The following is a 20,047-nucleotide window of genomic DNA, read 5'->3' as shown; positions in this document are numbered from 1 at the left end:
AAGGCAAGTTTTATCGTTGATTTGAACAATGAAAATAAAATTAATGGTCGCTGTTGGCCTTTGGAGTTTTGCATCTTCGAGTTTTGCTCTAGATTTAGTTGAAGCTTATGGGCGCGCAAAACAAAATGACCCGACGTGGCAAGCCAATCAACAACAATATGAAGCAGATCAACTGAACTTAGGCTTAGCAACAGGGGCATTATTACCCACTGTCACATTGTCTGGAAATATTACCCGTAATCGGCAAACTGTAAAACGTTCAAATTTTCCGGGTGTTGATCAAGAAGGCCTGTCAGATGCTTTGGTAAGTAATACATCAACGACTCGACAAGCCACTCTCACTGCACGTCAGCCATTATTTCGAATGGATGCTTGGGAAGGTTATAAGCAAGTTAAAACTTCGGTTGCCTTAAGTGAAATTACCTTAAGGCTGCAAAAACAAGATCATGTTTTAAATGTGGCAGAAGCCTATTTTAATGTGTTGCGTCAGCAGGCATTGAGTGTTGCATACTTACAAGAAGAAAAAGCTTTGCTTGAGCAGCTCAATATGATGAATGCCAAACTCAAAGAAGGTTTGGTGGCGCGTAGTGATGTGAGTGAAGCAAATGCTCAATATCAAAATGCCAGAGCCAATCGTATTTCAACCAATGTTCAATTACTTTTAGCTCAAGAGCAGCTGTCTGAATATATTGGTTCTTATCAAGATAAACTCGCTGTACTGCGCAGTGATTTTAATTTTCAAAAGCCTTATCCGGCAGAACTTAATGACTGGCTTTCTTTGGCCCAGCAAAAAAACTTAAAGATCCAGCAAGCCCGTTTACAGCAAAAATATAGTGAAGATCAGCGCCGTGTCGAAAAGGCAGCGCTTTATCCTCAAATAGATGCCGTAGCAAGTTATGGCTATACCAAACAAACACCAGAGACACTCATTTCGACTGACGGAAAATTTGATCAGGTCGGGGTAGAAATGAACTGGAATCTATTTAATGGTGGACGGACCCGAACATCAATTAAAAAAGCCACTGTAGAAGTCAGTAAAGCGCAGGCACAACTTGATGCAGCCATTCGCCGTGCCAATGTCGATGTGAAAAGTGCGTTTATGCAGGTAGACACAGATCAAGCCAAACTTGAAGCAAGAAAGGCTGCAATGGATTCATCTTCTTTAGTTTCTCAAGCTTCAAAAGCGAGTTATAACGAAGGCTTAAAAAGTATGGTTGATGTTTTATTGGCGCAGCGTAATGCTTTTTCTGCAAAACAGGATTATCTTAATGCTCAGTATGACTATTTATTGAATGTACTTCGTTTAAAAGCTGCGGTAGGCCAGTTAGGTGAAAAAGATCTGGTTGAGCTTAATAGCTGGTTAACTTATCAGTAATTAAAAGCTTTTATCTGAAATTTAATTTTGTCATAAAAACTTAATGATTGCTGTGTTTTAATGCTCAATCATTTTATTCCCGCGCCATCATGTTGGAGGCTTCCCTTGAGTCCGAGTAATCCGGTGTTAAGCCATCATATTTCTTCTCAATTTAATGAAGATTTGCAAGATGTAAACACAAAGTTTATGACCATGGGTGGCTTGGTCGAACAGCAGGTTGCAAATGCAATTCATTCTTTACTTGATACCGACGCAAATTTAGCGATTGATGTTCAATTTAAAGATAATACAGTCAATCAATATGAACGTGATATTGATGAAGGCTTAACGTTGATTTTGGCGCGTCGTCATCCGGCAGCGATTGACTTACGTATGGTGATTGCCATGAGCAAAGCCAATACTGACCTTGAGCGTATTGGGGATGAAGCAGCGAAAATTGCCCGTATTGCACAAAACCTGTGTGAAGAAGGCGGGTCACCGCGTGGCTACATGGAAACACGTCATATTGGTAACCAAGTTCGTGTCATGATTCATGATGCACTTGATGCTTTTGCACGTTTAGATGCAGATCAAGCTTTACGTGTACTTTTAGCTGATGCTGACATTGACCGTGAATATCAATCAGCAACACGTACATTAATGACCTATATGATTGAAGACCCGCGCCATATTGCTCGTGTGATTAATGTCATGTGGGTTTTACGTTCATTAGAGCGTATTGGCGATCATGCACGTAACATTGCTGAGCAAGTGATTTATATGGCGAAAGGCTTTGATGCTCGTCATACCAAAATTGAAGAAATTGAAGCCAAAGTCCACGAAAAGTAATCTTGAGCTGAAATATTTAAAGGCCTTGTTTAAAACAAGGCTTTTTTGTTTTTAAAAAAATAATAGATAAAAAAATGTCCCGAACTTTGGGGGGAAGTTCAGGACAGAAAATCAAGTGCATAAACACGACAGGGATCGTGTTCTTCTTGCTATAGAGTGATATTAAGTTCTTCGCTTTTTGATGTCATGTAGAGTCCTGTGCGCTCTATGTAAGGCTTTTTATGTTTGTGTAAGTTTCACGTAAAAAAAGGCGGATCTATGTATATAGACCCGCCTTTTTAATGATGAATAAGCTAAAACAAACCGATTATTCTGGTTTCCAGCCTTCAGCTTTTTCTACACTTTCATCATTATTGAAGAATTTCTCACGTTGTTCTTCCAGAAACTTTTTAGCTTCTGGTTCAAACACGTTTAAGCGCTTTTCATTAATTAGCGTAGTTTGATGCTGTAACCATTCTTGCCATGCTTGTTTAGAAACATTTTCAAAAAAATCTTGGCCTTTAGCACCTGGGAAAGGAGCGAAGTCTAAACCTTCCATTTCCTTTTGATATTTACGGCAAAATACTTGGCGACTCATGTTTTATCCTTAAGCGTATAACTGTTCTAAACGTGTATGGGCACGCGCAATTGCAGCTTCAACCTGTTTTGGAGAAGTTCCACCAATATGATCACGAGCATTTACAGAAGCTTCTAGAGTTAAGGCTTTGTCAAACACATCTGCTGTAATTAAGTCAGAGAATTGCTGTAATTGCTCAAGTGTGAGTTCAGATAAGTCTTTTTCTTCCGCAACACCTAATGCAACAGCTTTACCTACAATTTCATGCGCATCACGGAACGCAACGCCTTTTTTCACTAAGTAGTCAGCAAGGTCAGTTGCAGTTGAGAATCCACGAAGAGCAGCTTCACGCATGATTTCAATATTTGGAACCAATGCAGGAATCATGTCTGCAAATGCCATGAGTGAACCACGAACCGTATCGATTGCATCAAATAAAGGTTCTTTGTCTTCTTGGTTATCTTTGTTGTATGCCAATGGTTGACCTTTCATGAGCGTAAGTAAGCTAATTAAGTCACCAAATACACGGCCAGATTTACCACGAATAAGTTCTGGAACATCTGGGTTTTTCTTCTGTGGCATGATTGAAGAACCAGTACAGAAGCGATCAGGAATATTCACAAATTTGAACTGTGCAGAAGTCCAAAGAATCAGTTCTTCTGACATACGTGATAAATGCATCATGATGAGTGCAGCCGCCGCATTAAATTCGATGGCAAAGTCACGATCAGATACAGCATCAAGCGAGTTTTCAGATACAGCTTCAAAACCTAAAAGTTCTGCTGTGTATGCGCGGTCAATTGGATAAGTGGTACCAGCAAGAGCAGCTGAACCAAGTGGCATGCGGTTAACGCGCTTACGACAATCTTGAAGACGTTCGGTATCACGCACTAACATTTCAAACCATGCTAACAAGTGATGACCAAAAGTCACAGGCTGAGCAGTTTGTAGGTGTGTAAAGCCTGGCATAATTGTATTTACATTTTTGGCAGCCAAGCCTAACAAGCCTTTTTGTAAACGTTCTAATAATTTTAAAATATCATCAATTTCGTCGCGCAGGTAAAGACGAATATCAGTTGCAACCTGATCGTTACGGCTACGGCCAGTGTGTAATTTTTTACCTGTAATGCCAATACGTTGAGTCAAACGTGATTCAATGTTCATGTGAACATCTTCAAGATCGATGCGCCATTCAAAGTTTCCAGCTTCAATTTCTGAGCGAATGGTGCTTAAACCTTCAATAATGTCATCGCGTTCTGCTTCTGTCAGTACGCCAACTTTCGCAAGCATGGTAGCATGCGCAATCGAACCAGCGATGTCTTGCTTATAAAAACGCTGGTCAAACTGAACAGAGGCGGTAAATTCGGCTACAAAAGCGTCCGTCGCTTCAGAAAAACGACCACCCCACATACCTGAGGTTTGGTCTGGGGTTACTGAATTAGGGGGATTTGAAGATGTGGTCATGGTGGCTCAGTAAAATAAAAAAGAGTATATCACTTGCCGAAGCTCAACAAACAAAGTTGTTTCCTACAGCATACCGAAATCAAAATTCCTCCTATTTTTTTACGAAAAGCGGGCGTTGGCAACACTTATTCGAATTAATTATCGCAAGTAATGTTTTGGCACTGGTCTTGGCATTGGCTGAAGCGCAGTCTTGGCAAGCCTTAAGCGGGGGAAGGCTTTTTCAATACATCATTTTTATTAACTGGGTAATATTGTCCTTTTTTGCATTGGTTGAACACTTTCAAGGTTTTTTTAGCAGCTTGCGTCAAGAATTTGCTTTGGCTATTGGTTTTGTCATGCTGCAAAGTATTGTTGTTTTGACCACTTTAATGAGTAATTTTTTTCAGTTTGGTCTTTTAAATAAACATGCTTCTTTAACGCAGGGCTGGAGTATTTATTTTACCAATGTACCTTTATATCTAAGCTATGGAATATTACTCGGGGCTTTCTGCTTACGTTATTTATATGTCAGGGAACAATGGTTGCATCAGCAATATGCCGAGTTAAATGCCCGTATTCAGGCCATGCAAGCACGAATTCATCCTCACTTCTTATTCAATAGTTTAAATAATGTGGTGAGTTTAATTGCGATAGATCCAGATAAAGCAGAAAGCATGCTCATTAGTTTGTCGCGTTTATTTCGAGCAAGTTTCCAAGAATTAAAATTGGTGAGTCTGCATGAAGAAATCGAGCTGAGTAAACAATATTTAATGATTGAACAGGTCCGTTTGGGAGAACGTTTAAAAATAGACTGGAAGATCGAGCTTTCATCTGTGCAATTAAAACAGATCACTATTCCTTTATTGACATTACAACCTTTGTTAGAGAATAGTATTTTTCATGGGGTAGAACCAATGATGGGCAAAGCAACTATAGGGGTATTGGTTGAAATATTGCAAAATCAGGTCAGTATAGTCATTACCAACCCATATACAGACGATACAATAAATTCACGGAAAGGGCATGGAATCGCTCTTGAAAATGTTAAGCAGCGCCTGAAAGCGTATTATGGGAACACCGTTAGATTTCAGGTTTATAAAGGTGAAGCTTTATATACCACTATTATGAGCTATCAATATCAAACAAAATAATAAGTCAGTCAGAGTTAACCATAAAAAAATGGACCAAGTTAACGGTGACAAGGAGGATGAATGAAGGTGCTAATTTGTGATGATGAACCACTTGCAGTGGAGCGTTTATCACGTTTAGTTTCAAAGATGGGACATGAGGTTGTATCAACGGCTCATCATGGACAGGAGGCATTGGAACAAGCACGGCTTCATCAACCGGATGTAATCTTGCTTGATATTCAAATGCCAGGTATGAATGGACTTGTCTGTGCAGAACAGTTAAGTCAGCTAAATCCTCGACCTGCGATTGTATTTTGTACCGCCTACGATCAGCATGCATTAGAAGCTTTTAAAGCTCAGGCTCAAGCTTATCTTCTTAAACCGATTGATCCGGTTGAACTTGAGCAAGCTTTAACTCAGCTAACTCAACTTACTCAAGCACAACTCAATGCATTACCGAATTCTGAGCTTTTACAAGATTTAAAAACACAGCGTCATCAAATTGCAGCAAAAACCTATCGTGGTGTTGAGCTGATTCCTGTTGAAAATATCTATTACTTTTTAGCAGACCAGAAATATGTCACTGTGAGACATAAAAATGGCAGTGTATTAATAGATGAAACATTAAAAGAGCTTGAAACCGAATTTGCAGATCAGTTTATTCGTATTCATCGAAATGCCTTAGTTGCAGTCACATATTTAGATGGACTAGAGCTCGTTAGCTCTGGGCAATATCAGGTTCGTTTACGTGGCTTAGATGAGCGACTTTCAGTAAGTCGTCGACATTTGTCTACGCTTAGAGAGCGAATTCATCAGCTCTAAATTTAAAAGAGTTATCTTGGACTTGCGAGATTTTACTTGCAATTTTAAGGGATCAAGTTAAGTTTAGGGTGTATTGTTTGATCAGCCCATGCTTGAATTTATGAAAACCTTGAAAATTGCTACACGACAAAGCCCACTTGCTCTTTGGCAGGCAGAACATATTCGTGCCCGTTTAGAGGAGCTTCACCCTGATTTAACGGTGGAACTGGTTAAATTTGTCACGCAGGGCGATAAAATTTTAGATACGCCTTTAGCAAAAATTGGGGGCAAAGGGCTGTTTGTTAAAGAATTAGAAGCAGCACTTTTAGATGGGCGTGCAGACTTAGCCGTACATTCAATGAAAGATGTCCCAATGGCTTTGCCTGAAGGTTTAACTTTAGCAGTCATTTGCGAACGTGAAGATCCGTTAGATGCTTTTGTTTCAAATCAGTTTGAAAAATTCGCTGATTTACCACAAGGTGCAAAAGTCGGTACATCAAGCTTGCGTCGAAAATCGCAGATTTTAAAACAACGTCCTGATTTGCAAATTATTGACTTGCGTGGAAATGTTGGTACACGGTTAGCGAAGCTAGATGAAGGTCAATACGATGCAATTATTCTAGCTAGTGCCGGTTTGAAGCGTTTAGGTTTGTCAGAACGTATTCGTCATTGTTTGACACCAGATATTAGTTTGCCTGCTGTGGGACAAGGTGCATTGGGTTTAGAGTGCCGTGCAGCTGACCAAGATGTATTGGCTTTAATTCAACCTTTATTACACGAAGAAACAGATGTTTGTGTACGTGCTGAACGTGCATTTAATGCCTATCTTGAAGGCGGTTGTCAGGTCCCAATTGCGGGTTATGCCACACTGCAAAATGGTCAAATCCATATCGAAGGTCGTGTTGGAAGCCCTGATGGCCAAACATTATTACGTGCTGAACTAACAGATGAGGCCAATAATGCTCAGCAATTGGGTGAAAACCTTGCTCGAAACTTACTTGATCAAGGTGCTGGCGAGCTATTAAAGGCCCTCTACTAAACCATGCTGTTTATTAATACTCGACCTGATTCGCGTGCAGCTGAACTAACAGAAGCTTTGCAAAATGAAGGTTATCAGGTTGAGTCTTTACCCCTTTTAGAGCTCGTTGCAAAACCCTTTTCTGAACACTTACTTCAGCTTTACCAACAATTAATTAAGGCGCAAGCTATTGTTGTCGTCAGCCCAACTGCTGTTGAATTGGGTATGGAGTATTTAGTAAAAAGTGGTTTAAAAATTAGCGACTTAAAACATATTCAGTGGATTGCGGTAGGGCAAGCAACAGCCAATTGTCTAAACGAATATGGAATAGAAGCACATATCCCAGATGTTGAAACTTCTGAGGGGATGTTGAACCTACCTATTCTGCACAATATGCAACAGACGGGTAGTGTGGCTTTTTGGCGGGGAGAAGGTGGACGCCAATTTATGATGGAGACCTTGCAACAACAAGGAATTCAGATTTTAAATTTTGTTCTATATCATCGGCAGTGCCCAGAAGCTTCATATTCTACATTCAAACATCTGACACAGAATTCAAATTATAATTTAAATAAATGGCTCGTCTTAATTACCAGTGAAGCGAGCTGGAAATATTGGTTAGAGCTTTGTTCAAAAAATAATGTACAACCTGATGGCGTATATCTGGTTTTAGGACCTCGTCTTTTTCAAATTGTTAAAGAGTATCGCGATCAGCAACAGGCTCATTTTCACATTATTCAACTTGAAAATTTATCGCCTTCGGGGATGATTCATCACATTCAGGCATTATAAGGATTCGTATGAGAAAACTTGTTTCTATCATCATTTTACTGGGCGTAGCTTGGTTGGCTAAGCTCAGTTACGATATGTGGCAAATTTCTCGTACTGTTCCCGAGCTTAAACAAAGTCTGCTGCAATCAGAACAGCACTATGCCAATTTAAATGATCAATTGGTTGCTTTACAGCGACAGTTGCAGAATCAACCCGTAAGTACAGGGAATAAAGCGAGTTCAGTAGTTCAACCAGATGCTCCACCGACAGGTATTGCACCTACAGTTTTAATTAAACAAAAGTTAGATTTAATTCAATTTGCGATTGATCAGCAGCAGTTGATTTATGCAGTTGATCAATTAAATCAGTTACAGCAATCGCTTGTACACTATGAAATTGCTCCTGCATTGCAGCATAGCTTGAATCAATCGCTCGAGCAGGATAAACAGGTAGTTCAACAGTTCACTTTGGCTCAAAATCAACGCCATCAATTAATCGATGATTTATTACAGAACATTGATAAGAATATTCAACAAGCCTTAAGCCAGCCTAAACTTGAAATGGATCAATCCGAGACTGTGTCTTGGTGGAAAAAGTGGTTCCGTATAGAAAAAGTAGAAACGCCGTCTATTAATTTAATGAGTCGAAGCGTTGTGCTTAAAGAAGTGCAATTAAGATTGTTAATTGCCGAACAGGCACTCAATCAAGGAAAAATGACTGAGTATCAAAATGAGTTGCAATCTGTGATGCAAAAGTTAGATGAAATGCCTGATGCAACCAGTCAGCAGTTAAAAAAACGTATTGCTAAAGTGGCACATTTATCTGTGGTGCCAGTTCCTAAACTCTCTACACTTGGGCTAATCGGCTCATAAGGAGGATATATGAAACACCTCCTGTGGGTTTATTTCGTAATCAGCTTAATACTCTTTGCAGCCCTAGCTTTATTTAGTTATGGCTATGGAATGGGGTATGCCTATATTTACTGGCGGCAATTGCAGCTGCAAACAAATGTCTGGGGATTAACTCTTACTTTTGTAGTGATAAATTTTATTGCTCAACTCTTGTGGCTGTGGATTAAACGTTATTCATCTCGTGAACAAAGAAAAAGTGAAAACATCTTCCAGTTTAAAAACCTTCATCCTTATGAACAATTAGGTATTGTTTGGTTATTAGAAGCGGCCGAAGATCAACGTGTATTTGTTGAACGTGTTTTTACTCAATCAGGGCTTTTAAAAAATATTATCGATGCCAAGTTTCTGGTTTTAAGTGGGGACTATCCAAAAGCATTGGCTGCTCTCGATCAATCACCACCGATGGCATTTGAATTGGCAGAGTTACAGCGAATTGAAATCTTTTTAGCCGAAAATGAAGCCGATCGTGCATTAACTCATCTCGAATTTTTATATCAACACCAGTTATCACCGTGGTTACAAGAAATAGAAACTGCTTACCAGCAAAGATTAACGGCTTTATGGGGGCAATTAGCGCTGCAACATCCATGGGTATATTTACGTTCTATGAAATACGGTTTGCTAGATGCAGAACACCGTGATTTATGGTTACAGCAGCTTCTTCAGCAATTTGACCAAGCGTCTATCGATGACTTACATGCCTTACAGCAACGTTATTTGGATTTAGAGTCTGAGATTCAAACTCGACCTTATAGCAGTAAGTTATTATGGCTAAAACTATTAGCACGTATGCCAGATATGAGCATGCAGCATGCGGCCTTAACGCTACATTTGTTAAAAGAGCAGTTTGACCCAGAAGTGTTTTATCTATGGTTTCAGCAACAGTTGCTTAAACAAGTTCCAGACTATGCCGATGTTGAAGAAAAAATTATTCAATTTGAAAATCAATATATGAATTTGCCAGTTTTAACCTTTGCAAAATGGCATGTCTATATGGCAACTGGACGTCAAACAGAAGCTGAAACATTATTATCATTATATCCAGATAATATTTTAATGAGCTATTTACGTATTAAGTCTACGCTTAAAGAAGATGACGTGTTAATCAAACAGTTAAATCTAATCTTTGAAAATGATGCAAATTTTTTAAAGTTTAAAATATGAGGTAAAAATGAAAGAACTGTCTGTCTACCCAGTAATATATGAACAGAAAGTAGCGTGGGGAGATATGGACGCTTTTGGTCATGTCAATAATGTACAGTATTATCGATATATTGAAAGCTCACGTATTTTATATATGGAAGCAATCAATATATTAACCCCACATTTATATACCGTTGTTGCTTCAAGTCAGTGTAAATATTTAAAGCCTGTTTTTTATCCTGACGTATTGAAAGTTGGTGTTCGCGTGGAAGAGCTCCGTAATAGCGCATTCCGTATGGCTTATATATTGTGGAGTGAAACCCAACAACAAATAGTCGCTACTGGTGAAGCTGTTATGGTGTGCGTAGATAAATTAACAGAACGAAAATGTGAAATACCACAGGAAATAAAACAAAAAATTATTGAGCTAGAAAAATCAGTTGGGCATGACTTAATACATTTATCTTAAATAAATATTAATAAAATATATTTCATTTATAATTGGTAATGTAATTAAAAGGTAATTTTTTTGGTTATTCTGATGAACACGGCTTTCAAACTATTGCTTATTGAATAGATTATAAATAATATTGGTCTTGATTTTATGTTTTTAAATTTTGTCTGTATTATTTTGAATTGTCTGTAAGACTGGAGTATTTATTAATGAAACCGGATATCAGTGAATTATCTGTTGAAGAGTTAAAACGCTTACAAGAAGAAGCAGAAGCTTTAATTGCAAGTAAAAAAGATCAAGCAATCGAAGATGCTTATAATCAAATTATCGAGATTGCTGAAAATGTAGGTTTCAGTGTTGAACAACTTCTTGAGTTTGGTGCTCAAAAACGTAAGAAAACAACTCGTAAATCTGTTGAGCCTCGTTACCGCAACAAAAACAATGCTGAAGAGACTTGGACTGGTCGCGGTAAACAACCACGCTGGTTAGTTGCTGAAATTGAAAAAGGCGCAAAACTTGAAGATTTCTTAATCTAATCAAATTTCCGTTTTTAAAAGCCAAGCAAATTTGCTTGGCTTTTTTATTGATAAAAATATCTCAAAATTTTGCTATAAATATTATTTAAAAAATTGAGTGTTTAAATTGCTCTTTAAATGAATTGTTGAGATCAAATGTGCATTTAGTTCATTGAGCGTCAAGTTTTCATGATTTTGTCATACGTTCAACTTATAGTCTTAATACCGAAGCCAAGCCCGATTGCTTGGTTTTTTTATATGAAGTGAATTGGCGATGTTGAAAAAGTATGCATAATGTCAGACTAGGGAGCTACTCTCAAAATAAGGACGATAATTTGCATGTTGGTAAGGCTGAATGAAGAAAAAGTCTAAGCAATGGAAGTGGTGGTTTTTTGCCCTCATTGCATTTTTAATTTTTATTATTTTACAGATCCCGGCGACGTGGCTTATTTCTAAATTTTCAAAGAATAATCAAACTCTACACAATGTAAGTGGAAATATCTGGCAAGGCCAAGCAGATTGGCGGCGTGGTACTTTGAGAGGCTCGATTCATTGGAAAACTAGACCTCTAGACCTGTTTTTATTAAGGTTCGCTTCTGATGTAGATATCCATAGTGGAAATACCCAATTATCTGGGGTAATGGGCTATGGTGTGGGGAAAAAAGTAATTGTAAAGGCTATGAATGGTCAGGTTGCACCTGAAACATTAAAACAAATTGTGAATTGGCAATGGCCTGCGAACAGCATTCAACTGAAAGATATTGAGTTTAATTATAAGAAGGAGCAGGGGTTCGCAGCAGTTGATGGTCAATTACATTGGGGTGGCGGTGCTTTAATTTATAATATTGGTGATCGTCAAGACCGTATGAATATGCCTTCTTTAAATGGGCAATTAACGGATCAAAATGGACAATTACAAGTTGATATACGTGATCAACGCAGTCAAAAAATGGCGAATCTTTTATTAGATGCCAACATGATGCTTGATGTACAGCTTACCCAAAGGTTATTACTTAATATCCCATCTTATGATGGAAAAGCTGGTTTAGATACGTTTGTCATTAGTTCTCGTCAACCCTTAATACAAGGGGGTAACTAATGAAAGTATGGATTGAAAAATTACAGCAATTACAGTGGCAAAAATTAGATCGGTTAAGTGTAGTTGTATTTGCCTTTTTGGTTTTATGGTTGTGTTGGAAATTAGCTTCATTATTTTGGTGGGTAATTGCCCCTCCTCAAATGATGCAATTTGATCGAGTCGAGTTAGGATCACAGCAGCCGCAAATTCCTAACATTAGTACTTTTTCGCTTTTTAATGAACCTTCAGCCAATGCGGCTCAGGAAAATGTCAACCTAGAATTACAAGGCGTAATGCTGGGCTATCCGAACCGTTTTTCTTCGGCTGTTATTAAGCTAGATAATATTGCTGACCGATATCGTGTAGGAGAAACAATAGGTTCTACCTCTTATCAGTTAGCAGAAGTTTATTGGGATCACGTGATATTGCGTCAAGGTAATGGAAGTACTCGTGAACTCCAATTTAAAGGTTTGCCAAACGGTTTATATCAACCTATGACGCCAGATGCTTCACAGCCAACTGCTACTGCGCCTCAGTCATCGGCACCTGTTAATACGACTCAAGAGGCGTTAGGACAGGCTATTCAGCAAATGCAAGGCAACCGTGAACAATATCTGCGTGACATGGGCGTTAGTGGGAACTCTGGTGAAGGTTTTGAAGTTACAGAACGTACACCCACTGCGCTTCGAAATAAGTTAGGTTTAAGGCCGGGTGATCGGATTGTTTCTTTAAACGGTCAAACGGTTGGGCAGGGACAAACGGATGTGCAGTTACTTGAACAGGCTCGTCGAGCTGGGCAAGTGAAAATAGAAATAAAACGTGGTGATCAAGTGATGACCATACAACAAAATTTTTAGTGATAACACGTCACCATAAGAGTTAGGAATTATCGCAAGTTATGGCTTTATTGAATCATCAACGTCCACTTTGGGCATTACTTGCAGCAGCCCCATTGATTGCGACAGTGAGCAGCAGCGTCTATGCCCAAACATGGAAGATCAATTTACGTGATGCTGACTTAACTGCTTTTATTAATGAAGTGGCAGACATTACGGGTAAAAACTTTGCAGTAGATCCACGAGTGCGTGGTAACGTCACAGTAATATCGAATAAACCCCTCAATAAAAATGAAGTTTACGACCTATTCCTTGGGGTCTTAAATGTGAATGGGGTAGTGGCAATTCCTTCGGGTAACACCATTAAGCTGGTTCCAGATAGCAATGTTAAAAATTCGGGAATTCCTTACGACTCGCGAAATAAATTGCGTGGTGATCAGATCGTTACCCGAGTCATTTGGCTTGAAAATACCAATCCTAATGATTTAATTCCAGCACTTCGTCCATTAATGCCGCAATTTGCACATATGGCTGCAATTGCAGGGACTAATGCACTGATTGTTTCGGACCGTGCGGCAAATATTTATCAACTTGAAAATATTATTCGTAATCTAGATGGTACTGGCCAGAATGATATTGAGGCAATAAACCTTCAATCGAGCCAAGCGGAAGAAATCATTACTCAACTTGAGGCCATGAGTGCTACGGGAGCATCTAAAGATTTTAATGGTGCACGTATCCGTATTATTGCAGACAATCGAACCAATCGTATTTTAGTTAAGGGTGATCCTGAAACGCGTAAGCGTATTCGCCACATGATTGAAATGCTGGATGTCCCTTCGGCCGACCGTTTAGGTGGTTTAAAAGTTTTTCGATTGAAATATGCAAGTGCAAAAAATTTATCTGAGATTTTGCAAGGCCTCGTAACAGGTCAAGCTGTTTCTTCGTCAAATAGTAATAACAATTCTTCTAATTCATCGAATCCGATCAATAATTTGATGGGTAATAACCAGAATTCTAGTTCAAATACCTCTGGTTCAAATGGTAGTTCAATTTCTACGCCATCTATTAATTTAAACGGTAATTCGAACAATAATAATCAGAACAATATCTCTAGCTTTAGCCAAAATGGGGTAAGCATTATTGCGGATAATGCCCAAAACTCGTTAGTGGTTAAGGCAGATCCTCAATTAATGCGCGAAATTGAATCTGCTATTCAGCAGCTCGATGTTCGTCGTCAGCAAGTTCTGATTGAAGCTGCGATTATTGAGGTTTCAGGTAAAGATGCCGATCAATTAGGGGTGCAATGGGCACTTGGTGACATTAATAGTGGTATTGGTCTAATTAACTTTACCAATGCAGGTTCAAGTCTGGCTTCATTGGCAGCAGGTTACTTAACTGGCGGTGCTTCTGGTTTGGGAAGTGCAATTGGAGCCGGTAGTTCAATTGCATTAGGGAAGTATAAAGAGGGTGCGGATGGTTCTCGCCAGCTTTATGGAGCTTTAATTCAAGCTTTAAAAGAGAATACAGCTTCTAATTTATTGTCTACCCCCTCTATTGTAACGATGGACAATGAAGAAGCTTATATTGTTGTCGGTCAAAACGTTCCATTTGTAACAGGATCGGTCACTACAAACAGTACGGGGATCAACCCATACACCACGGTTGAGCGTAAAGATGTGGGGGTGACATTAAAAGTTATACCTCACATAGGTGAAAATGGCACAGTTCGACTTGAAATTGAACAAGAAGTTTCAAATGTTCAGGCGAGTAAGGGGCAGGCTGCCGATTTGATTACAAACAAACGTGCTATAAAAACAGCTGTATTGGCTGAGCATGGACAGACAGTAGTCTTGGGTGGCTTAGTATCTGATGATGTTGAATTTAACCGTCAAGGTATTCCTGGGTTAAGCAGTATTCCATACTTAGGTAGATTATTCCGCTCGGATACTCGAAGTAATGTGAAGCGTAACCTTCTTGTTTTTATCCACCCAACAATTGTGGGTGATGCAAATGATGTGCGCCGTTTGTCTCAGCAGCGCTATAGCCAGCTTTATAGCTTGCAATTGGCTATGGATAAAAACGGCAATTTTGCAAAACTGCCTGAGCAAGTTGATGATGTCTATAATCAAAAGATGACACCACCTAGTATTGCCTCTCAGCCAAAAAATTATCAACAGGTTCCTTCAGGTGGAAAAACCTCGACGGCAACTACACCTGTAGCGGTAGAGCCAGCAGTTCAAAAGCAAACCTTGCAGTTACCTGATCCTGAAGTTAATCGTACTAAAAATACAGTAACAACAACGACACTGCGCACAAGCACAGCACAGTAGTAGCATGTTATGATTGATAAAAAATGAATAGGACATACGCATGACTTGGAAACTACAAGCAATTACTGGTGAAATTACTGGCCAAGAAATTAATGTTGATCGTGATATGTTGGTAGGGCGTCATCAAGATGCCGATGTGTTGTTGCAAGCTGCTGAAATTTCACGTCGCCATGCTGCATTGCTTCTAAAAGATCAAGCGCTATGGGTGCAAGACCTTAATTCATCGAATGGCACATTTGTAAACGATATTCGTATTGAGCAAGAAAAGCAGTTGCATGATGGTGATATTGTTCAGTTTGCTAGTTTTAAATTTTCTGTATTGGCTCCTGCACAGAAAATCACGGAATTACCTGAAATTGAAGCCGAACCTGTAAATACGACATCCTCTCCAGATTTAAGCGATCAAGGAATGCCGAGCCTTGCAGAGCGTGCCGCAGAAGTAGAAGTTCGTCGCGATGGTATGCCGCAGAATATTTCTATTCCAAAACCTGCACCTATTCCAGAGGGTGTGGATATTAATGCGCAACAGCAAACACCTATCGCTTTTGATGAACCAGTTTCTCGTGTTGCAGAAGAAAAAGAGCAACAGAAGAATGCCTCAGTTGGTTTAATCACTATTATTATTTTAGTAATTTTAGCTGTATTGGCATGGTTATTCTTTAAATAATCCGTTGCTGCTTTTACAATCAAGGCATGCTAAACGCATGCCTTTTTAATTTTGAGTAGAAAAAAGATGTCTGTTGCACAACTAAGTAAGCGCGATTTAATTTTATTTGATCTAGATGGGACGTTGGTTGATTCTGCTGCTGATTTGTATCGGTCTATGAATTTAAGTTTAGAGGCGCTAAGTTGGCCATTGGTAACAGAAGTTCAAATACGAGAATGGGTGGGTAAAGGAGCTTCAAAACTCTGTGAAAGTGTTCTGCTTCATATTTTTGGAAAATTAGATCCTGAACAGCACAAAGTCTTATTACAAAAATTTATTGATATATATAGTGTAGAACTCTGTGTAAATACTCAAATTTATCCTGGTGTAACCGAGTTTTTAAAACATTGTAAAACTTTGAATATACAAATGGCATGCGTTACCAATAAGCCTGTACAACTTGCTCAAGGTTTGCTTGATGCTTTACAGCTCTCTCCATATTTTCAAGTCGTACTTGGTGGGGATAGCTTACCAGAGAGAAAGCCTCATCCATTGCCATTATTGCATTGCATGCAAAGCCTAAAAATATCTGCTTCACAATCGTTAATGATTGGCGATTCAAGTAATGATATTGAGGCTGCGCGTCGTGCTGGAATTGATTGTATTGTGGTCAGCTATGGCTATAATCATGGAGAAAATATCTATGATTGCCAACCTCAGCAAGTTGTTGATAGTCTTGCTGAGTTAATTATCTAATGAATGAAATGGAGATCAGAATGAATAAGCGTATGGTTTTTCGATGGCGTGTCTAAACCGAATCTAGAAAAACACACTTTTAAATCGAAACCATATTAGAGAAAATTCATGACAACATTAGCGCAATTCGAGCAACTCAAGGCTGCTGGTTACAACACGATTCCAGTTTATCGCCAACGCTTAGCAGACACAGAAACTCCTTTATCTGTTTTTGCTCGTTTTAAAGACCATACACAAGCTTATTTATTTGAGTCAGTCGAAGGTGGCGAAAATTGGGCACGCTATTCTATGATTGGTTTAGGTGAGTCGGCGGTTTTCTCATGTAATGCAGGTGTTCTGTCTATACAACATGCTGATGGCTCAATTACACAAGAAGATTGCCAAGACCCATTTCAGTATATTCGTGAATTTCAGAAGCAATTTAAAGTGCCATCTGCTGAGCTCTTGCCAAACTTACCGAGTTTTACGGGCGGATTAGTAGGTTATTTAGGCTATGATGCAGTCCGTTATATCGAGCCACGTTTAAAGAATGTTCCTACAGCTGACCCAATTACATTGCCGGATTTATGGTTAATGCTATCAAAGACAGTCATAGTTTTTGATAACCTTAAAGATACTTTATTTTTAATTGTTCATGCGGATACAGAGCAGAGTAATGCTTATGAAGACGCTCAGCAAAAATTAGATCAATTAGAGCAATTGTTAGCTACACCAGTAAGTCTGCAAGCTAAGCCTCATACACCTCCACATTTTGAGTCAATTACTGGTAAAGCGAAATTCTTAGAAACAGTCGAAAAGGTTAAAGAATATATACGTGCTGGTGATGTGATGCAGGTTGTTCCGGGACAGCGTATGGTCTCTGATTTCGATGGGGAGGCTTTACAGGTTTATCGTGCTTTACGTCATTTGAACCCATCGCCTTATTTATTCTTGGTACAAGGGCAAACGATTACTGATAAAAAGCCATTCCATATTGTAGGGTCATCGCCAGAAATTCTTTCTCGTTTAGAAAATGGTATTGCGACAGTGCGCCCTCTTGCAGGTACCAGACCACGTGGAAAAACTAAAGAAGAAGATCTTGCTTTAGAAAAAGACTTACTTTCTGATGAAAAAGAAATCGCTGAGCATTTAATGTTGATTGACCTTGGTCGAAATGATGTGGGGCGCGTATCAAAAATAGGTAAGGTCCAAGTAACGGATCAAATGGTGATTGAACGCTATTCACATGTCATGCACATTGTCTCAAATGTGCAAGGCGAAGTTCGTGACGATATCGATGCGCTAGATGTATTTAAAGCAACTTTCCCAGCAGGTACTTTATCGGGTGCACCAAAAATTCGTGCAATGGAAATTATTGATGAAGTTGAGCCTGTGAAAAGAGGTGTGTTTGGTGGGGCAGTGGGATATTTAGGATGGCACGGCGAAATGGATATGTCGATTGCAATCCGTACTTGTGTTATTCGAGATAAAAAGGTCTATGTACAGGCTGGAGCAGGCTTGGTAGCGGACTCAAATCCTGAATCTGAATGGAATGAAACGCAAATAAAAGCTCGCGCAGTGATCAAAGCGGTTGAATTATCATCAAACGGATTGATTTTATGAGTTTTTAGCGGTTTTTTTTAAAAAACCGCTTGCATCGTTTGGAAGTTTTGCTAAACTGCACACCGTTCCGATACGAAACGTACGAAACACTAAGAAGAGCCGGCATAGCTCAGTTGGTAGAGCAACTGACTTGTAATCAGTAGGTCCACAGTTCGAATCCGTGTGCCGGCACCATCTTAAAGGTGTGTAGTTGTGAAGTAAAGAACAACACTGAAATAAGTGTGATATGGTGAGATTCCCGAGCGGTCAAAGGGGGCGGACTGTAACTCCGCTACGAAAGTTTCGAAGGTTCGAATCCTTCTCTCACCACCATTAACTTCGATTGAAGTGGTATATATACCAACACAGTGCGGGAGTAGCTCAGTTGGTAGAGCGGCAGCCTTCCAAGCTGCATGTCGCGAGTTCGATCCTCGTCTCCCGCTCCATCGAAGGATAATCGCTCTTATAGCTCAGTGGTAGAGCACTCCCTTGGTAAGGGAGAGGTCTCGAGTTCAAATCTCGATAAGAGCTCCAGATACAGTTTAGTAGATTTTCTACAAAGATTTAAAAAGCAGGCTTATTAGTCTGCTTTTCAAGTATTGGGTGTTTGATTTTTTAGGCGATATGTCGATGCTGAGTTTTTGCTCAGAATTGTGTTCGACGTAAACGAGGACTATAAACATGGCTAAGGCTAAGTTTGAACGTAATAAGCCACACGTAAACGTGGGCACAATCGGTCACGTTGACCATGGTAAAACAACTTTAACTGCTGCGATTGCAACAATTTGTGCAAAAACTTACGGCGGTGAAGCGAAAGATTACTCACAAATCGACTCAGCACCTGAAGAAAAAGCACGTGGTATTACAATTAATACTTCACACGTAGAATACGATTCTCCAATTCGTCACTACGCGCACGTTGACTGCCCGGGCCACGCCGATTACGTTAAAAACATGATTACTGGTGCTGCTCAGATGGACGGCGCGATCCTTGTGTGTGCTGCGACTGACGGTCCAATGCCACAAACTCGTGAACACATCCTTCTTTCTCGTCAGGTTGGTGTACCTTACATCATCGTATTCTTAAACAAGTGTGACCTTGTTGATGATGAAGAATTACTTGAATTAGTAGAAATGGAAGTTCGTGAACTTCTTTCTACTTATGACTTCCCAGGTGATGACACTCCAGTTATCCGTGGTTCTGCGCTTAAAGCGTTGGAAGGCGATGCCGGTCAATATGGTGAGTCTTCAGTTCTTGCTCTTGTTGAAGCGCTTGACTCTTACATCCCAGAACCAGAACGTGCTATCGACAAAGCATTCTTAATGCCAATCGAAGACGTATTCTCAATTTCTGGTCGTGGTACTGTAGTAACAGGCCGTGTAGAAGCTGGTATCGTTAAAGTTGGTGAAGAAGTAGAGATCGTTGGTATTAAAGATACAGTTAAAACAACTGTAACTGGCGTAGAAATGTTCCGTAAACTTCTTGACGAAGGCCGTGCAGGTGAGAACTGTGGTATCTTACTTCGTGGTACTAAGCGTGAAGACGTACAACGTGGTCAAGTACTTGCTAAACCAGGTACAATCAAGCCGCACACTAAATTCGACGCAGAAGTATACGTACTTTCTAAAGAAGAAGGTGGTCGTCACACTCCATTCTTAAATGGTTACCGTCCACAGTTCTACTTCCGTACAACTGACGTAACTGGTGCGATCCAATTACAAGACGGCGTTGAAATGGTTATGCCAGGCGACAACGTTGAAATGTCAGTAGAATTAATCCACCCAATCGCAATGGACCCAGGTCTACGTTTTGCGATCCGTGAAGGTGGTCGTACTGTAGGTGCTGGTGTTGTTGCGAAAGTAACTGCATAA

At 39.6% G+C, this 20,047-nt stretch carries 19 protein-coding genes and 4 tRNA genes; 21 read left to right on the top strand and 2 right to left on the bottom strand.

Going from position 1 to position 20,047, the window contains the following annotated elements; translation table 11 throughout:
- Positions 1-28 precede the first annotated feature (28 nt).
- Together abuO and phoU are read left to right on the top strand one after the other, a co-directional pair.
- On the top strand, positions 29-1,375 hold the full coding sequence (abuO, locus tag J690_RS19495) for a multidrug efflux outer membrane protein AbuO (RefSeq protein WP_032037684.1): 1,347 nt from the start codon (positions 29-31) through the stop codon (positions 1,373-1,375).
- 105 nt (positions 1,376-1,480) lie between these two features.
- The gene (gene phoU, locus J690_RS19490) at positions 1,481-2,203 is read left to right on the top strand and encodes a phosphate signaling complex protein PhoU (protein ID WP_032005854.1); all 723 of its coding nucleotides are present in this window, start codon (positions 1,481-1,483) and stop codon (positions 2,201-2,203) included.
- A 307-nt stretch (positions 2,204-2,510) separates the two neighbouring features.
- Here the strand turns inward: phoU and J690_RS19485 are convergent, their stop codons facing one another.
- Together J690_RS19485 and argH are read right to left on the bottom strand one after the other, a co-directional pair.
- Positions 2,511-2,780, bottom strand: a complete 270-nt coding sequence (locus tag J690_RS19485) for an oxidative damage protection protein (protein ID WP_000089995.1) — start codon at positions 2,778-2,780, stop codon at positions 2,511-2,513.
- 9 nt (positions 2,781-2,789) lie between these two features.
- A complete protein-coding gene (gene argH, locus J690_RS19480) occupies positions 2,790-4,223 on the bottom strand; it encodes an argininosuccinate lyase (protein ID WP_002121138.1) in 1,434 nt (477 codons plus the stop codon).
- On the opposite strand from argH, the gene J690_RS19475 reads away from it, so the two are divergent.
- The 19 genes from J690_RS19475 to tuf all read left to right on the top strand — a co-directional run bounded on the left by J690_RS19475 (position 4,214) and on the right by tuf (position 20,047).
- On the top strand, positions 4,214-5,353 hold the full coding sequence (locus tag J690_RS19475) for a sensor histidine kinase (protein WP_032037680.1): 1,140 nt from the start codon (positions 4,214-4,216) through the stop codon (positions 5,351-5,353). The two genes, argH and J690_RS19475, sit on opposite strands and share 10 nt — an antisense overlap.
- A 60-nt stretch (positions 5,354-5,413) precedes the next feature.
- Entirely contained in the window at positions 5,414-6,154 is a 741-nt protein-coding gene (locus tag J690_RS19470) for a LytR/AlgR family response regulator transcription factor (protein WP_032037678.1), read from the top strand.
- 100 nt (positions 6,155-6,254) lie between these two features.
- Positions 6,255-7,172, top strand: coding sequence for a hydroxymethylbilane synthase (hemC, locus tag J690_RS19465; protein WP_032037675.1), 918 nt, complete (start codon positions 6,255-6,257; stop codon positions 7,170-7,172).
- Between the two features lie 3 nt (positions 7,173-7,175).
- The gene (locus tag J690_RS19460) at positions 7,176-7,943 is read left to right on the top strand and encodes a uroporphyrinogen-III synthase (RefSeq protein ID WP_005065765.1); all 768 of its coding nucleotides are present in this window, start codon (positions 7,176-7,178) and stop codon (positions 7,941-7,943) included.
- An 8-nt stretch (positions 7,944-7,951) separates the two neighbouring features.
- Entirely contained in the window at positions 7,952-8,794 is an 843-nt protein-coding gene (locus tag J690_RS19455; protein ID WP_032037672.1) for a hypothetical protein, read from the top strand.
- A gap of 9 nt (positions 8,795-8,803) precedes the next feature.
- Positions 8,804-9,997, top strand: coding sequence for a hypothetical protein (locus J690_RS19450; RefSeq protein WP_032037669.1), 1,194 nt, complete (start codon positions 8,804-8,806; stop codon positions 9,995-9,997).
- Between the two features lie 7 nt (positions 9,998-10,004).
- Positions 10,005-10,445 (top strand): acyl-CoA thioesterase, encoded by a 441-nt coding sequence (locus J690_RS19445; protein ID WP_002121251.1) that lies wholly within the window; start codon positions 10,005-10,007, stop codon positions 10,443-10,445.
- A gap of 194 nt (positions 10,446-10,639) precedes the next feature.
- On the top strand, positions 10,640-10,966 hold the full coding sequence (locus J690_RS19440; protein ID WP_000801427.1) for an H-NS histone family protein: 327 nt from the start codon (positions 10,640-10,642) through the stop codon (positions 10,964-10,966).
- Between the two features lie 334 nt (positions 10,967-11,300).
- Entirely contained in the window at positions 11,301-12,044 is a 744-nt protein-coding gene (gene gspN / locus J690_RS19435; protein WP_017481931.1) for a type II secretion system protein N, read from the top strand.
- Complete coding sequence (locus J690_RS19430) at positions 12,044-12,880, top strand: type II secretion system protein N (RefSeq protein ID WP_005079413.1); 837 nt, start codon at positions 12,044-12,046, stop codon at positions 12,878-12,880. The genes gspN and J690_RS19430 overlap by 1 nt, the downstream gene beginning before the upstream one ends.
- Positions 12,881-12,921: 41 nt before the next feature.
- Positions 12,922-15,192, top strand: coding sequence for a type II secretion system secretin GspD (gene gspD, locus J690_RS19425; RefSeq protein ID WP_032037665.1), 2,271 nt, complete (start codon positions 12,922-12,924; stop codon positions 15,190-15,192).
- Positions 15,193-15,232: 40 nt separating this feature from the next.
- The gene (locus J690_RS19420; RefSeq protein ID WP_005065779.1) at positions 15,233-15,859 is read left to right on the top strand and encodes an FHA domain-containing protein; all 627 of its coding nucleotides are present in this window, start codon (positions 15,233-15,235) and stop codon (positions 15,857-15,859) included.
- A 66-nt stretch (positions 15,860-15,925) separates the two neighbouring features.
- Complete coding sequence (locus J690_RS19415) at positions 15,926-16,594, top strand: phosphoglycolate phosphatase (RefSeq protein WP_005079407.1); 669 nt, start codon at positions 15,926-15,928, stop codon at positions 16,592-16,594.
- 108 nt (positions 16,595-16,702) lie between these two features.
- Positions 16,703-18,196 carry an anthranilate synthase component I gene (gene trpE, locus J690_RS19410; RefSeq protein ID WP_032037662.1) on the top strand — a complete coding sequence of 498 codons (1,494 nt, stop codon included), beginning with the start codon at positions 16,703-16,705 and terminating at the stop codon, positions 18,194-18,196.
- A gap of 98 nt (positions 18,197-18,294) precedes the next feature.
- A tRNA-Thr gene (locus J690_RS19405) sits at positions 18,295-18,370 on the top strand.
- Positions 18,371-18,424: 54 nt separating this feature from the next.
- Positions 18,425-18,508: transfer RNA gene (locus J690_RS19400), tRNA-Tyr, on the top strand.
- 37 nt (positions 18,509-18,545) lie between these two features.
- Positions 18,546-18,621 (top strand) — tRNA-Gly (locus J690_RS19395).
- 13 nt (positions 18,622-18,634) lie between these two features.
- Positions 18,635-18,709 (top strand) — tRNA-Thr (locus J690_RS19390).
- Between the two features lie 147 nt (positions 18,710-18,856).
- On the top strand, positions 18,857-20,047 hold the full coding sequence (gene tuf / locus J690_RS19385; protein ID WP_005065785.1) for an elongation factor Tu: 1,191 nt from the start codon (positions 18,857-18,859) through the stop codon (positions 20,045-20,047).

The organism is Acinetobacter sp. 742879 (genome assembly GCF_000588535.1).
In the GTDB taxonomy this organism is placed as follows: domain Bacteria; phylum Pseudomonadota; class Gammaproteobacteria; order Pseudomonadales; family Moraxellaceae; genus Acinetobacter; species Acinetobacter pittii.
Note: the sequence above shows the minus strand (reverse complement) of the source record. Positions and strands in the feature narration are given on the sequence as shown.